This is a genomic window from Kangiella geojedonensis (assembly GCF_000981765.1).
Classification (GTDB): domain Bacteria; phylum Pseudomonadota; class Gammaproteobacteria; order Enterobacterales; family Kangiellaceae; genus Kangiella; species Kangiella geojedonensis.
Map to the genome: position 1 here is coordinate 959,694 of NZ_CP010975.1, position 14,966 is coordinate 974,659.

The following is a 14,966-nucleotide window of genomic DNA, read 5'->3' on the forward strand; positions in this document are numbered from 1 at the left end:
CCTTACTGAGCTCCCCTCTGCAATTAAAGATTTACTTATTACGATGATGAGGTAGGGCTATGACAGAAAAGAAAGACTCACGTTTTTTCAAGCTAATAAGCTTCCTTTCTCTGACTGACTCCGAAGTACTTAAAGAATGTGGTCGTTATGACAGAATGCTGGCATACGCCATGGTCTTCCGTCAGTTAGTAACCTTTATTTTTACCTTTATGTTATTCGCTTACGGGGTGTCACTATTCTTAGGAGCTACCGCTGCGATCATTACAGGCTTCATTTTTGCGTTAACCTTGTTCTTTCTCGATCAGGCCATTATTGGTTCTGACTGGGCGCTTAGAAACCCTTTTAAGAGTGGCATTCCATTACGCAGTCTTATAGGGCTCGTTCCAAGAATTATTTACTCGTTGATTATTGCAATAGGCTTGGCAACTTTAGCTGAAATTAGTTTGCAGTCTAATGCTATTGATGAACAGATTCAGCAAGAGTCTAACGTCAAGAACCGAGAATATTTCGCAAAGCTTGAAGCTCATGAGAAAGAATTGGACACGGCAATAGACGTGGAACGCGGGCGTATTGAAGAGCTTCAGCAGCAGATTCAAACGTTGCGTAACCAGAATGCTGCTTATAAAGCTGCTAAAGAGTCCAACGACACTCAATCTGTGGAGAATACTTTAGACGTTAGACAAAGCAACTTGGAAGAGTTACAAAAATCACAACAGGTGCTCAATGCGGAAATTTCAGGGATAAATGAACGGTTAGCCAATGCTCGCGAAGAATATGACTTTTGGTTTAATGAAGCATTGTTAGAGCGAACAGGAAAGGATGGTCGTGCACCGACAGAAGGCCCGAAGTATAACCGCGCGGTTGCTACTTATACGGACTTGGAGAAACAAATTGGAATCTTGGAAGCGGCTTTGGAGGATACACAGGCTCGTCTTGATGAACTCAAGCCACGGATAGAAGCGGCTACTAGTGAGCTTAATGATGTTCAGAGTCAGCGTAATCAGTTGGTGCTTAGCGAGACTAATTTTGAGCAGAATGAACAGACTATTACACGACTCGAAGATGAACTATCCACTGCAACGGTCGCCTTGAACCAGCAAATTGATCGTAAGCAAACCAAGATGGACGAGTATCGGGTCAAACTCGAAAATGATGGGCTCTTTTATGAAGTTAAAACAGGCATGTTACGCCGATATCTGGCTCTTCAGAGCATTCATAATGATCCGGTTGTTGGGCAAGCCGCGATCCTATTCAGTTTATTGCTTAAAATATTCTTTATCGCCATAGAGCTGATGCCCGTCATCATTAAATTGTTCTTCAGCCCATTTAGCTTCTACTCTCTAAGAATGTATCGCAAGATGCACATCGCTTTACTGGAGGAAGAAGGGCGACTGGAAGAGGCTAAATTGCTACACGCCAAATCTCGTAGGAAACGAATGCAGGAAGCTGAGGATATGGAAACAGTTTCTATGTAGCCATACAAACTAACCCTTATGCAATAAAGGAGCCTCAAGGCTCCTTTTTTGTCCAGAGTGAGGCTGGTTTTTATGGTGGCGCATTATTGTAATTGATATTTTCTATTAGTCACTAATATATAAACTAATTGCTTTATATATTGATGGGTTCTACTATTTCATAAAAATGCCTAGTCAGGAAAGTTGGAATGACCAAACAAAAAGCAATGTGGGTTTTAGCAAGCGTTATGTTGTTATCGGTATTGGGGACAGCTGGTATCGCTTTGCCTTATCCAGTGTTAGCACCTTACTTTTTAGACTCGCCACCGAATGACCTAACTCACTTTATGGGGATTCACCCCAAAATATTGCTAGGCTTTTCCTTAGCGTTTTACCCGCTCGGTTTATTGATAGGGAATATCTTTGTTGGAGCGCTTTCAGACAGTTACGGGCGACGAAAAGTGTTGCTGATCACTCTGTTTGGTAGTGCCGTAGGTTACTTATTAACAGCTATAGCGGTGGTGTATGAGTCGTTCATTGGCTTCACTCTTGCCCGTTTACTGACTGGTGTATGCGAAGGAAATATGTCGATTGCTCGTGCTATTGCTGCTGAGCTACATCCTCACATAGAGCGCACTAAAGCGATTTCTATGTCCTACGCGGCGAACTACGCAGGTTGGTTAATCGGGCCCGTAATTGGTGGTTTCTTGGTGATTTATGGCGTTTCGACCGTGTTTTTATTTGCGGCAGCCGGTATTGGCGTAGCTTTTGTATTGGTGTTTTTCACCATTGAACGTCGGCAAGTGGCTAGGGATACCAGCTCGATCCAATTTTGGAGTATTATCCGACGCAACAACTCTCTGACTTTACTAAAGAATAAACAAATCCTGCCAATATTCTGGTTCTACTTTTTATATTCGATGGGGTTGAATGCTTTTTATGATTTCTACCCGGTGTGGTTTGTGGATTACTTAGACGCAGATAGCCAAACCATAGCCTGGGCCACGGTAGCGCTTACCGCTTGCATGATAATTGTCAGTAGCTTTTGGGTTGATAAGCTCAATGCTCGATTTGGTGAAATCAAGCTGATGGTGGTAGGGGGAAGCTTGCTTGCTGTGGCTTTTATCATTCAGCCTTTCATCGGCATGGATCGCGTATTTCTGATTTTCGCGATGATCGGCGTCTTTATCGCGGTTGCTAATGGCATGGTTCCAACTTACTTATCAAAGTACTTCGGACACTTAGGTCAAGGTAAGGTCATGGGCTTACAAACGTCAACATTCTGTGTGACCAACGTTATTATTGCTAGTTTAGGTGGGCCGCTCAGTATTTTAAGCTCTCGCTGGGTGATTTTAACCGGTGCTGGGTTAGTGATGGCATCGGTGGTGGTGATGCTAGTCACTCGGCAGCGTCAAGAGGCCATGATGAGTGGTTTTGATGAGAAGGTCGCGGAGGTTGCAAATGTCTAAGCCGTATAGCCAAAGCAATAAGGAACGTATTCTCTATCTATTGAAAACTCGGGGCGACTTAACGGCAACGATTTTAGGGGAACAGCTGGGGGTCACTATGATGGGGGCGCGTCAATTACTCCAAGAGCTGGAGTTTAAGGGCCTAGTTTCCTCTGAGAAGCGCGTTCAGGGACGAGGTAGGCCCAAGCTGTTCTGGTCGCTGACGGATAAGGGGCACTCTCGTTTTCCTGATAGGCACTCAGATCTGACATTAAGCCTTATTTCTGGGGTATCACAAGCTTTAGGGGCTGAAGCCATGGAAAAGCTGATTGAACTTCGAGAAGAACAGTCTTTAGAGCAATATTTACTGCGACTAGAAAGGCATTCAAGTTTGCGTGCAAAAGTTCATGAATTAGCAGCAATCCGTACAGAAGAGGGGTATATGGCTGAGGTGGAGACGGTGAAGGGCGGTTACTTACTGATAGAAAATCACTGTCCGATATGCGCCGCAGCCCAAGCATGCCAAGGATTTTGCCGCTCGGAATTGAACATATTCAAAAAGTGTTTGGGGACTGACGTCAAACGGGTTGATTATTTGCTGGAGGGCGCACGACGCTGTGCTTACGAAGTCAGTTTAAAGGCTTGTCAATAAGGCTCTCGAGTTGTTTAACTTTGTTACATTTTTCTGTTTCCTAATGGTGGCATGGTCTTGCCTATTGGATTTAGACCACGTATAAAAGATCAGTTGCAGGTATTAATACAAGAACTACAGGTACTTTTATATGAAAAAATTAACACTTGGGGCAGCTATTGTGTCGGCTCTTTTGGCCGCTGGCTGTGGTGATGACTCAGCACAAAAAGCTGAGACCACTGAAACCAAAGCCGCGCAAACTGAAGCTGCAGATGCTAAGGCTGCTACTAATCCAGAGGCTGGCACTGAGAAAGATATGGCTGGTGCTGATGATAATCCATTCTTTAAAGAGTGGGATACGCCTTATGGCATGCCTCCTTTCGAACAAATTAAAGACAAACACTTTGGCCCAGCTTTTGAGAAAGCCATTGCTGAAGCTCGTGCAGAGGTTGAGGTTATCGCTAATAACCCTGAAGCTCCAACATTCGAAAACACTATCGAGGCAATGGAGTACAGCGGTAAGTTGATGACAAAGGTTGCCAACGTATTCTTTAATTTAACGTCAGCAAATACGAATCCTGAGTTACAGAAAATTCAGAAAGACGTTGGTCCAAAACTGTCAGCATTACGCGACGATATTAGTTTAAACCCAACACTATTCAAGCGCGTTGAAACGATTTATAACCAGCGTGAAGAGCTTGGTTTGCGCGAAGACCAAATGCGTCTGTTAGAAGAGAACTACAAGTCATTTGTTCGAGGTGGCGCAAAGTTAAATGATGAAGAAAAACAACAACTTCGTGATTTAAATAAAGAAATGACTGAGCTTGCGTTATCGTTCTCAGAAAACGTTCTAGCCGAAACCAATAACTGGGAAATGGTTATTGATAACGAGGAAGATTTAGCGGGTTTATCGCAAGGTCTAATTGATGCTGCGGCTGACACTGCTGCAAAACGCGGTCACGAAGGCAAGTGGGTTTTCACGACTCATCGTCCGAGTAAGACGCCATTTTTAATGTACTCAGAAAAGCCTGAACTGCGTGAGAAAATGTATTATGCCTACACGCATCGTGGCGATAACGACAACGCTAACGATAACAAGGTGAATGCTTCAAAGTTAGCGCAACTTCGAGCCAAGAAAGCTCAGCTACTGGGTTATGACACTCATGCGGACTTTGTGTTAGAAGAGCGTACGGCTAAAAATGCTGAGAACGTGTATAACTTGTTGAATCAAGTATGGCCAGCAGCGCTAGAGCAGGCGAAAGCTGAGCGAGCCTTGATGCAGGAACAAATCGCTAAAGATGGTAAAGATTTCAAACTAAAAGCATCTGACTGGCGCTACTATGCGGAGAAAGTCCGTAATGAAAAGTACGCGCTTGATGAGGCTGCGGTAAAACCCTACTTCTCGCTAGAGAGTACATTACAGGGTGTTTTCTATACCGCTAATAAGTTGTTCGGTATGAACTTCAAAGAGCGTTTCGACCTTCCGAAATATCATGATGACGTCCGTACGTTTGAAGTCACCGATAATGATGGTGAGCTAATCGGTATCTATATTACCGACCATTATGTTCGCGATGGAAAGCGTGGTGGTGCCTGGATGAACTCTTACCGTAAGCAGTTTGTTACGGAAGACGGTGAGTTTGTTAAGCCTATTATTGTAAATGTATTGAACTATCCACGTCCTGTAGGCGATGAGCCAACCTTGTTGACTTTTGATCAAGCGAATACCTTGTTCCACGAGTTTGGTCATGCAGCCCACGGTTTATTATCTGACGGTATCTACCCATCACAAACGGGTACGTCGGTTCCTCGTGATTTTGTTGAGTTCCCATCTCAAGTTCTAGAGAACTGGATGCTTGAGCCAGAAGTATTAGCTAAGTTTGCGAAGCATTACAAAACCGGTGAAGTGATTCCTCAGGAGTTAATCAACAAGATCCAATCGGCATCTAAGTTTAACCAAGGCTTTGCGACTACTGAGTATATGGCTGCCGCCTTGTTAGATATGGCTTGGCATACACTTGATGGCAAAGACCTAAAAGATGCTGACGCTTTTGAGAAAGCGACTTTGGACGAGCTTGGTTTAATTCCTGAAATTGCACCACGTTATCGTTCGGCCTACTTTAACCACATCTTCTCAAGCGCAAGCGGTGGTTATTCTGCAGGTTATTACAGCTACATTTGGTCTGAAATCTTCGCTGCTGACGCTTATCAGGCATTCCGCGAAAACGGTATCTTCGATAAAGAAACCGCCGATAAGTATGTGGAGTTTATTTTGTCAAAGGGTGGCACACAAGATCCATTGGAATTGTATAAAAAATTCCGTGGAAAAGAAGCTGATCCTAAGTACTTAATGATCAGTCGTGGCTTGATTGAGTCAGATAAAGAGTAAGTAAAGCTTTTTTACAAGAGTTTTAACACTTTTTAAGCCGCCTTCGGGTGGCTTTTTTGTACCCATTTTTGCATTAGTTTTTCTTTTTTAACCCAGCAATTTCGCTCAATCCTATTGATTTCGTGAACGGGGTCACTTTTTCAATCTAGATTTAATCTCAGATTTGCATTCTATTAGTTTTAGTTATTCGAAAGGTTAAAAAATATCCTGTGAAATTGTCTTAAAACTGTCATCTAAACCGCCTATAATTCGTCCCGTGGCAAACACTTACGGTCTTAATCTTAAAGGAGATGGTTATGAGCGAGCATATCGAGAGTGCATTAGTAGCTGTAATTGCTGTTGTTGTATTATCAGCGCTAGTCATTACGTTATTCTAGTTTCTACCCCAAATTATCGTTTCATTAGGTATTTTACCCCAATACCTCGAAAACCCGAACGTCCCCCATCATAGCGTTCGGGTTTTTTATTGGCTTGGTTCAGCCCCTTCGTTACAATCGAATAACCCCTTTTAAACATTCGCTTCTTTTGTCTAAGCCGATAGTCCTTAAACCTGTAACATCGATCAATGATATAGCTCCGAGCGACTGGAAAGAGCTCCTGTTGCATTTACCTGAAGCCGAACGGACGAATCCCTATGTCCAATATGAATTCTTAAAAGCTTTGGAAGATACAGGCTCTGTAAGCAGAGAAACAGGTTGGCAGCCATGCCATTTAGCTTTTTATCGTCAAAATGGCTGTGAGAAAAGCAATTATGAGAAAGATAGTGCTGAAGGTGAGCCGGAAGAGGGGTGTGGGGCACTAGTTGCCGTGCTACCCAGTTATATTAAAGCGCACTCTTATGGTGAGTATGTGTTTGATTGGGCTTGGGCCGATGCCTATCAGCGCCATGGCTTAGAATACTACCCCAAAATCTTGACAGCTGTTCCCATGACTCCAATTACAGGCCCTAGATTCATCAGCTCTTTATCTATGAAAGAAACCCCTGCGCTCATAAACGCTGCTATTGAGTGGCTAGAACAGAACCAAATGAGTAGCTGGCATATTAATTTTGTTAATGAGACGGTGGCAAAGGCGCTTGGTAATAAGCCGTTATTGCGGAGACACGATATCCAATTCCACTGGACCAATCGTGGCTATGACGATTTCCAACAGTTCCTGTCTAGCTTGAAGGCAAAAAAACGTAAGAACATCGTTCGAGAACGTAAAAGCTTTAACGTAACTGATAGTGAATGGTCATTCGAATGGTTAGATGGCAATAGTGCGACAGTTGAGGATTGGCAGCTGTTTGATCAGATGTATCGTAATACCTTTGATAAAAAAGGTGGCTGGGCGCAATTATCCCAAGACTTCTTTCCCTCTTGCGCACAAGCAATGCCTGAGCAGACGTTATTGTTATTCGCGAAGCGTCAAGGCCAAGCAGTAGCAGGGGCTTTCTTTATGCGCTCGGATAGCTCTCTTTATGGCCGTTACTGGGGGTGCTTTGAGGATGTCGAGTTCTTGCACTTTGAAACCTGTTATTACCAAGGCATTGAGTACGCCATTAAACATGGTTTAAAGTATTTTGAGCCTGGCGCACAAGGGGAGCATAAATTGCCGAGAGGCTTTATGCCAGTGTTCACACACTCTTTGCACTATGTCAGCCACCCGCAATTCCGTAACGCGATAGAGTATTCCATCGAACAAGAAGACAGCTGGCTAGACATTCGTTATCAAGACTACCTCAAACATTCGCCTTATAAAGACTGAGCGTCAAATTTTGCTAGGATTGCGCTGTTAGGCGTTATAGACTGTTTAATATCAGCACGTTAGCTACAAGACTTAGTCTTTGATTTAGTCCTAAGCCCAGCCTAAAAGAAGGAGTCGCTCATGAAATATACGTTGGATATTATTATCAATAAACCTATTGATGAAGTGATAGCGCTATTCGATAACCCTGATAATCTGAAAAAGTGGCAGCCGGAGTTGGTCTCTTTCGAGCACATCAGTGGAGAGGTAGGGCAACCGGGCGCGCAGTCAAAGCTTGTTTACTTGATGGGGAAGCGTAAGTGTGAAATGGTGGAGACCATCGAAACGCGTAATTTGCCTGATGAGTTTACTGGTACCTATGAAACTCAAGGTGTTTTTAATCGCGTCGAAAACCGGTTTAAGCCAGTTGGTAGCGATCAAACTCACTGGACAACGCATACGGAATTTCAATTTACTAGTTTGGGGATGAAGCTGATGGGCTTTTTCATGAAAAAAGCGTTTCCAAAACAAACCATGCAGTTCATGCAGCAGTTTAAGAATTTTGCAGAAAAAGAATAAAAGCTCTTCTTTGATAACAGGTTTATAGAAAGGTTATATGAAAACATTAAGTAAAATATTCGTTCAGGGGTTGTTTGCCATCTTGCCAATCGTTCTAACCATTGCAATTATTGTATGGTTGATTTCGACCCTTGAAACTTACCTGAGTAAGTTACTTTTACTGGTATTGCCTGCGAGTATGTATTGGCCAGGGCTTGGGCTTATTTTGGGCATTGCTTTGATATTCGGTCTTGGTTTATTGATTAAATTCTATCTAGGACAACTTATTATACGCGGCTTGAATAAACTGATGGAACGTATTCCTGTGGTTAGTGCGGTGTATAGCGCCTTTAATGACATGGTGCGTTTTTTGTCGCCATCTGAAAAAGAAGAGCTGCAAAAAGCCGTACTTGTGGAGGTTCAAGAAGGGGCTGAAGTGATTGGATTCGTCACCAGTGAAGATGTATCGCTGGGTGACCGTTCGGAGTTAATTGCTGTGTATATTCCTATGAGTTATCAGATCGGTGGTTTTACCTTATTTATGCCTAAAGATAAGGTTAAGGAGTTGGATATGGCTCCGAGTGAAGCAATGAAGAAGGTGCTAACAGCGTCCATGGGGAGCGAAAAGAAATTAACGCCGGATGAAGTCTGACTGAGTTGATAAGTATAAGTCGAAAAGTGTAAGTTGATACGTTTCAGTCGTTAAGTCATTGAAAGGCCTGTTGTGATTTGAGTACAACAGGCCTTTTCTGTAGAATGCGCGCCATCTGACCCCGTTCTGGGGTAATTCACCTGCTCGGTATGAAAAATGATTGATTTAATAGTGAATAAGACGGCGAGTCTGAAAAATGACTTACTGTCGGGTTTAACTGTTGCTCTGGCGCTGGTTCCAGAAGCTGTGGCGTTTGCCTTCGTGGCGAATGTGGATCCTTTGGTCGGCTTATACGCAGCCTTCATGGTGGGATTAATTACGTCTATATTCGGTGGGCGTCCAGGCATGATTTCCGGTGCGACTGGCGCTTTAGCTGTGGTGATGGTGGCCTTAGTCGCTGATCATGGTGTTGAATACCTTTTTGCCACGGTAGTTTTAATGGGCATTTTGCAAATGCTGGCAGGTTGGATGAAGCTGGGTAAGCTGATTCGTATGGTGCCACACCCTGTGATGCTTGGCTTTGTGAATGGTTTAGCCATTGTGATTTTCCTGGCTCAGTTAAAGCAATTTGGCGTTAAAGACGACAATGCACCGAGTTGGTTGGATGGTACTTTCCTAGAAGGCAGTAGTATTGACGTTGCTTGGCTACAAGGCACCGAGTTGTATTTGATGCTTGGTTTGGTTTTGTTGACCATGGTGATTATCTATTTAATGCCTAAATTAACCAAAGCTATTCCAGCTTCGTTGGCAGCTATTTTAGTGGTCTCTGCACTGGTACTTGGTTTCGATATGCCGACCAAGACGGTTGGCGATATCGCGAGTATTGGCGGTGGCTTCCCTGAATTCCACATTCCTTCTGTACCTCTAAACCTTGAGACTTTGAAAATTATTCTGCCTTATGCTGTTGTTTTAGCGGCGATTGGTTTGATTGAGTCTCTTTTAACGCTTCGCTTAATTGATGAAATCACAGAAACCCGTGGTAAAGGCAATAAAGAGTGCTTTGCTCAGGGTTTAGCTAATACCGCCACAGGTTTCTTTGGTGGTATGGGTGGTTGTGCCATGATCGGACAAAGTTTGATTAACGTGAACTCGGGTGGTCGAGGACGCACATCGGGTATTGCAGCGGCATTATTCTTGCTAGCCTTTATTTTGTTCGCTTCAGAATGGATTGAGCAAATCCCCGTTGCTGCTTTAATAGGCGTGATGTTTATCGTAGTGATCGGGACATTCGAGTGGGCCAGTTTCCGTATTATGCGCAAAGTTCCTCGCCACGATGCTTTCGTATTGGTGGTTGTATCGGTGGTGACGGTTGTGACGGATCTGGCGATGGCGGTATTTGTTGGTGTGATCTTATCGGCACTAGTGTTTGCTTGGACCAGCGCAAAACGTGTTCGTGTCCGCCGCACAGAAAAGGACGGTAAAGCGTTCTATACCGTGCGAGGGCCTTTGTTCTTCGGTTCAACCACTCACTTTGCGGAGCAGTTTTCGGCGCGTACGGATCTAGATGAAGTCTATATTGACTTCGAAGGCTCTCGTGTTTGGGATCACTCGGGTATTGAGGTGATAGACTCATTAGCGATGCGATACGAGAAAGCTGGCAAGAAGCTTCACTTGTTACACCTGAGTCCAGACTGTATTAAGTTGCTTAAGAGAGCCGGTAACTTAGTCGAGAAAAACTCAGCCGAAGATCCTCGATACTTCGTCGCTGATGATGAATTAGGCGGTTAATCACTTGTGACTGAAGACAATAGCATGACCAAAGAAAACCCTTTCGAGGCTTTAACGCCCGATTTTATTCTTGATGCGGTCGAATCGAGAGGGCTTTATTCGGATGGCCGTGCTATTGCTCTGAACAGTTATGAAAATCGCGTTCTTCAAATTGGCATTGAAGATACGAATCCAGTTATTGCCAAGTTCTATCGACCGAATCGTTGGACCCAAGAGCAAATTTTAGAGGAACATCGGTTCTGTTTTGAGCTGGTTGAACAGGAGTTACCCGTTGTTGCTCCTATGGTCACCAATGGTGAGAGCTTGTTTAAGTATGGGGATTACTACTGTGCTTTGTTCGAGCGTAAGGGTGGCCATGCTCCTGAGTTGGATAATCTCGACAACCTTTTCACCTTAGGACGTTTTCTTGGTCGGATCCATCGTGTAGGGCAAGCCAAAACTTACCAGCAGCGACCATCATTAACACCCCAAACCTACGGTCATGACAGCATCGACTATATTATTGAGCATGCTTTACCTGCCGAAGTTAAAATGCCCTACGAAAGCCTAGCACGAGATATTATGAAGCTGGTGGATGAGTTATGGCAAAGAGCAGGGCAACAAAAGTCTATTCGAGTTCATGGCGACTGCCACGTGGGTAATATTTTATGGCGCGATGATAATCCTCATTTTGTTGATTTAGACGACTCACGAATGGCCCCAGCGGTTCAAGATATATGGATGTTACTGTCTGGTGAGCGTGATCAGCAACAGCAGCAGCTCATGGAAATCATCGAAGGGTATCAAGAGTTTTGTGACTTTAATGTAGCAGAATTACAGCTGGTTGAATGTTTACGAACCTTACGCATGATATATCACAGCGCATGGCTAGCGCGTCGTTGGCATGATCCTGCGTTTAAATTTGCCTTTCCTTATTTTGGCTCTGTCCAGTATTGGCAAGAGCAAATTCTAGATTTACGGGTTCAATTTGCAGAGCTTCAGGAGGCTCCAGTCAGTTTGCCTCACTATTAAACCCAAGTAGGTTAGCAATCAGTGTGCGTTGTCACTTCGATTTGACCTGATGTCGGAATTCGCGACTCGTTTAGTGTAAATTCAGTTTTCTCATGCTAGTCTTAACGCATGACAATAAAGCAGCTACATACTTTTACACAGCTCACCATACTCGCAACCGTAATATTGGTGCTAAGTAGCTGTGCCAGTACCCCGAGAAAAACTCAGCAAGCGGACAGCTCCCGTGATGGGGCTCAGCAACTTCCTCCAAGTAAAAACACTCAAGGCGATAAGGGACTTACCATTGCTCACATTGCCGAATCTATGGTTGGTGTGGATTATCGGTATGGTGGCAGTCATCCAGATGAAGGGTTTGATTGCAGTGGACTCGTTTTCTATTCTCATACCCAAGTTGGGGAGCAGGTTCCGCGAGTTTCGTATGCTCAGTTAGCAGCATCCTACGAAGTGGATAAGGAAGATATCAAGCCTGGAGACTTATTGTTTTATCGTATCAATGGTAAACCGTCTCATGTTGGAATCTATATCGGTCATGGTCAATTTGTCCATGCCCCATCTAGCGGTAAAAAAGTTCGAGTTAGTTCGGTTGAGAATGTATACTTCAAACCTCGCTTTATAAGGGCGGGGCGCTTATACACCAACGACGATTAGCTTTATGACTGACTCTGAAAAAACACATCAAGATTGGCATTTATATATCCTCCGTTGCAAAGATGGAACCCTTTACACCGGTATCACTAATGACCTCAATCGTCGCTTTGAAGAGCATCAAACTAACAGCCCACGATGTGCTAAATATCTTCGGGGGCGCCAGCCCCTAACCATGATTTATCACACTCAGTTTGATAATAAATCGCTCGCCTTAAAAGCTGAAATAAAAGTCAAAAAACTCACTGCAAGCCAGAAAAAGCTTTTGGCTTCTGGACAGCTTGTGATCAACGAAATTGCTGACACTCACTAGGACATAAGCAGTGAAGCAAGAAGGCATCAACAATTTAAACAGCTTTGACTATGAGGTGGTACGTAGCGATCGTAAAACCTTATCGATAGAAGTCCATCATCAGAAGGTTAAAGTTAGAGCGCCTCAAAAAGCACCCGACGACTGGATTGAAAACTTTGTGTATCAAAAGGCACAGTGGATTGCTCGTAAGCTTGTCGAACAAGCGGAAAAGAATGAAAGCCGTATAAAACTACAGACAGGCGAAGAAGTTAGTTTTATGGGACGGCAGCGTGTCTTGGAAGTCACCCAAGGGGCAAGCAAAATACAGCTTTCTGATAACGAGCTTCTGATCCGTACTAAAGAGCTGACTCACGAATCAATGGCCAAACAGCTCGATCGTTGGCTATTAAATCAGGCAAAAGAGTTGCTGCCGCAAAAAGTCCAATCTTGGGCCGAAGTGATGGGGTTACAAAAGAAACTAACGGGTGTTCGATTTCGTAAAACCAAAACCCAATGGGGACATTGCACACGGCAGGGCATGGTACAACTGAATCAGCTGATACTGTTAACGCCCATGTTTGTGATTGATTACCTCATTATCCACGAACTCAGTCACCTCAAGCATCTTAATCACTCGAAGCGCTTTTGGGCGCTTGTCGAAAAATACTGCCCAGACTATCAGAAAGCCGAGGTCTGGCTTAAACAATACGGGCATAGCGTGTGGTACTGACATTTAGAAGATGTGTGATTAAAAAATAATCAGCTGTTACTACACAAAGCCACCATTTTAGATTACAATTCCGGCTGAAATTTGCACTGGATTTACGTTCCAGCTAGCTGAGGAAAGAGGAAAATGACTGATACTGCTTCAAATGCAGCGACAGCTCCTATTGTTGTCTGCGCCTTATACAAATTTGTAACTCTCGAAAACTTCGAAGAAATTCGCCAACCCTTACTTGATGTCATGCTGGATAATGACGTTAAAGGTACCTTGTTGCTCGCTAGTGAAGGCATTAACGGCACTATCGCTGGAACGCGACAGGGGATTGATCATGTTCTAGCTTGGATTAAAAGTGATGAGCGTCTGGCTGAGTTGGATTATAAAGAGTCTTATGATGAGACTATGCCGTTCTACCGTACCAAGGTTAAGTTGAAGAAAGAAATAGTGACCATGGGTGTTGAAGGTATAGATCCAAAAGAAGTGGTTGGAACTTACGTTAAACCTAAAGATTGGAACGCACTCATTTCAGATCCTGAAGTCTTGTTGATCGACACACGCAATGATTACGAGGTTGGAATCGGTACTTTTAAAGGTGCAGTGAACCCTAAAACAGAAACTTTTCGTGAGTTCCCAGAGTATGTTAAAGAAAACCTTGATCCTGAAAAGCACAAGAAAGTTGCGATGTTCTGTACTGGCGGTATTCGTTGCGAGAAATCGACGGCTTATTTAAAAGAGCAGGGGTTCGAGAATGTATTCCACTTAGAGGGGGGCATTTTAAAGTACCTAGAAGAAGTTGAGAAAGACGACACCTTATGGGAAGGCGAGTGTTTCGTGTTTGATAACCGTGTTGCAGTTGATCATGACTTACAGAAAGGTCAGTATGATCAGTGTCACGCTTGCCGCATGCCCATTACTGAAGAAGAAATGCAGCACGACAAGTATGTTAAAGGCGTGAGCTGCCCTCACTGCTATGATAAGCAAACTCCTGAGCAGCGCCAGCGCTATTTAGAGCGTGAGCGTCAGGTTCAGTTAGCTAAGGCTCGTGGAGAAAAGCATATTGGTTCTGAAGTGATTACGTCGATTGCTAAGCGTAAACAGTTGAAGAAGCAGTTAAAGCAGCAACAGTCTGCAAAATCACAGATTGCGGATTAATTAGAGCTGTATGTCCCTGTTTATAAGCAAGAACATTTCGCTTGGCGACTATGAAATTGATTTACAGGCCATTCGCGCTCAAGGTGCGGGTGGTCAAAATGTTAATAAAGTCGCCTCAGCGATTCACTTACGTTTTAGTATCCCTAACTCTTCGTTACCTAAAGATGTTAAGGAGCGGTTGTTGAATAGCAATGACTCTCGAATAACCACAGACGGTGTGTTAGTAATTAAGGCACAGAGCCATCGTACTCAAGAGCGCAACCGTGATGATGCTTTAAAGCGTTTGCGACTGGCGGTTCAACGTTGTTTAAAAGCGCCAAAAAAACGTATCCCCACCAAGCCATCAAAAGCAGCTAAGCGTCGCCGATTAGATAACAAGAAGCAACAAAGCCAAAAAAAGTCACTGCGCGGCAAAGTCGATCTATAGTGAGTCGATACTCCTTATTCGGTGCAAGCTAAAAGCCTAGCTCGGTAGCACTTCTTTACATTTGTTGAAGACTATTTCCTTGCTTCTAGCGCTTGAGTCCTTATATTTAATAGTAAGTCTTTAGTTGTAACCT

Annotated in this window: 14 protein-coding genes; all 14 read left to right on the top strand. The window is 43.8% G+C overall.

Annotated elements, in window-relative coordinates:
- The first annotated feature begins 59 nt into the window (after positions 1 to 59).
- The 14 genes from TQ33_RS04260 (at position 60) to arfB (ending at position 14,833) form a co-directional block, all read left to right on the top strand.
- Entirely contained in the window at positions 60 to 1,475 is a 1,416-nt protein-coding gene (locus tag TQ33_RS04260) for a DUF4407 domain-containing protein (RefSeq protein ID WP_046560956.1), read from the top strand.
- A gap of 188 nt (positions 1,476 to 1,663) precedes the next feature.
- Complete coding sequence (locus TQ33_RS04265; RefSeq protein WP_052735196.1) at positions 1,664 to 2,923, top strand: MFS transporter; 1,260 nt, start codon at positions 1,664 to 1,666, stop codon at positions 2,921 to 2,923.
- The gene (locus TQ33_RS04270; RefSeq protein ID WP_046560957.1) at positions 2,916 to 3,554 is read left to right on the top strand and encodes a helix-turn-helix transcriptional regulator; all 639 of its coding nucleotides are present in this window, start codon (positions 2,916 to 2,918) and stop codon (positions 3,552 to 3,554) included. Before TQ33_RS04265 ends, TQ33_RS04270 begins: the two co-directional genes overlap by 8 nt.
- A 130-nt stretch (positions 3,555 to 3,684) precedes the next feature.
- The gene (locus TQ33_RS04275) at positions 3,685 to 5,922 is read left to right on the top strand and encodes a M3 family metallopeptidase (protein ID WP_046560958.1); all 2,238 of its coding nucleotides are present in this window, start codon (positions 3,685 to 3,687) and stop codon (positions 5,920 to 5,922) included.
- Between the two features lie 525 nt (positions 5,923 to 6,447).
- Positions 6,448 to 7,668: a GNAT family N-acetyltransferase gene (locus tag TQ33_RS04280; protein ID WP_052735197.1), complete on the top strand. Its 1,221-nt coding sequence runs from the start codon at positions 6,448 to 6,450 to the stop codon at positions 7,666 to 7,668.
- Positions 7,669 to 7,788: 120 nt separating this feature from the next.
- Positions 7,789 to 8,226 (top strand): SRPBCC family protein, encoded by a 438-nt coding sequence (locus TQ33_RS04285; RefSeq protein ID WP_046560959.1) that lies wholly within the window; start codon positions 7,789 to 7,791, stop codon positions 8,224 to 8,226.
- A 37-nt stretch (positions 8,227 to 8,263) separates the two neighbouring features.
- A complete protein-coding gene (locus tag TQ33_RS04290; protein ID WP_046560960.1) occupies positions 8,264 to 8,857 on the top strand; it encodes a DUF502 domain-containing protein in 594 nt (197 codons plus the stop codon).
- 156 nt (positions 8,858 to 9,013) lie between these two features.
- A complete protein-coding gene (locus TQ33_RS04295) occupies positions 9,014 to 10,585 on the top strand; it encodes a SulP family inorganic anion transporter (protein WP_046560961.1) in 1,572 nt (523 codons plus the stop codon).
- Between the two features lie 24 nt (positions 10,586 to 10,609).
- Positions 10,610 to 11,596, top strand: coding sequence for a serine/threonine protein kinase (locus tag TQ33_RS04300; RefSeq protein WP_046560962.1), 987 nt, complete (start codon positions 10,610 to 10,612; stop codon positions 11,594 to 11,596).
- A 108-nt stretch (positions 11,597 to 11,704) separates the two neighbouring features.
- Positions 11,705 to 12,244 (top strand): C40 family peptidase, encoded by a 540-nt coding sequence (locus TQ33_RS04305; protein ID WP_046560963.1) that lies wholly within the window; start codon positions 11,705 to 11,707, stop codon positions 12,242 to 12,244.
- A gap of 4 nt (positions 12,245 to 12,248) precedes the next feature.
- Positions 12,249 to 12,554 carry a GIY-YIG nuclease family protein gene (locus TQ33_RS04310; protein ID WP_046560964.1) on the top strand — a complete coding sequence of 102 codons (306 nt, stop codon included), beginning with the start codon at positions 12,249 to 12,251 and terminating at the stop codon, positions 12,552 to 12,554.
- 10 nt (positions 12,555 to 12,564) lie between these two features.
- Positions 12,565 to 13,263 carry a M48 family metallopeptidase gene (locus TQ33_RS04315; RefSeq protein WP_052735198.1) on the top strand — a complete coding sequence of 233 codons (699 nt, stop codon included), beginning with the start codon at positions 12,565 to 12,567 and terminating at the stop codon, positions 13,261 to 13,263.
- A 123-nt stretch (positions 13,264 to 13,386) separates the two neighbouring features.
- Positions 13,387 to 14,406 carry an oxygen-dependent tRNA uridine(34) hydroxylase TrhO gene (gene trhO / locus TQ33_RS04320; RefSeq protein ID WP_046560965.1) on the top strand — a complete coding sequence of 340 codons (1,020 nt, stop codon included), beginning with the start codon at positions 13,387 to 13,389 and terminating at the stop codon, positions 14,404 to 14,406.
- Positions 14,407 to 14,416: 10 nt separating this feature from the next.
- Positions 14,417 to 14,833 (top strand): alternative ribosome rescue aminoacyl-tRNA hydrolase ArfB, encoded by a 417-nt coding sequence (arfB, locus tag TQ33_RS04325; RefSeq protein WP_046560966.1) that lies wholly within the window; start codon positions 14,417 to 14,419, stop codon positions 14,831 to 14,833.
- Positions 14,834 to 14,966 lie beyond the last annotated feature (133 nt).

What these genes read in the sequence shown, in the direction of transcription:
- TQ33_RS04260 (WP_046560956.1), top strand. Translation starts at nt 60, where the DNA reads ATGACAGAAAAGAAAGACTCACGTTTTTTCAAGCTAATAAGCTTCCTT.
- TQ33_RS04265 (WP_052735196.1), top strand. Translation starts at nt 1,664, where the DNA reads ATGACCAAACAAAAAGCAATGTGGGTTTTAGCAAGCGTTATGTTGTTA.
- TQ33_RS04270 (WP_046560957.1), top strand. Translation starts at nt 2,916, where the DNA reads ATGTCTAAGCCGTATAGCCAAAGCAATAAGGAACGTATTCTCTATCTA.
- TQ33_RS04275 (WP_046560958.1), top strand. Translation starts at nt 3,685, where the DNA reads ATGAAAAAATTAACACTTGGGGCAGCTATTGTGTCGGCTCTTTTGGCC.
- TQ33_RS04285 (WP_046560959.1), top strand. Translation starts at nt 7,789, where the DNA reads ATGAAATATACGTTGGATATTATTATCAATAAACCTATTGATGAAGTG.
- TQ33_RS04290 (WP_046560960.1), top strand. Translation starts at nt 8,264, where the DNA reads ATGAAAACATTAAGTAAAATATTCGTTCAGGGGTTGTTTGCCATCTTG.
- TQ33_RS04295 (WP_046560961.1), top strand. Translation starts at nt 9,014, where the DNA reads ATGATTGATTTAATAGTGAATAAGACGGCGAGTCTGAAAAATGACTTA.
- TQ33_RS04300 (WP_046560962.1), top strand. Translation starts at nt 10,610, where the DNA reads ATGACCAAAGAAAACCCTTTCGAGGCTTTAACGCCCGATTTTATTCTT.
- TQ33_RS04305 (WP_046560963.1), top strand. Translation starts at nt 11,705, where the DNA reads ATGACAATAAAGCAGCTACATACTTTTACACAGCTCACCATACTCGCA.
- TQ33_RS04310 (WP_046560964.1), top strand. Translation starts at nt 12,249, where the DNA reads ATGACTGACTCTGAAAAAACACATCAAGATTGGCATTTATATATCCTC.
- trhO (WP_046560965.1), top strand. Translation starts at nt 13,387, where the DNA reads ATGACTGATACTGCTTCAAATGCAGCGACAGCTCCTATTGTTGTCTGC.
- arfB (WP_046560966.1), top strand. Translation starts at nt 14,417, where the DNA reads ATGTCCCTGTTTATAAGCAAGAACATTTCGCTTGGCGACTATGAAATT.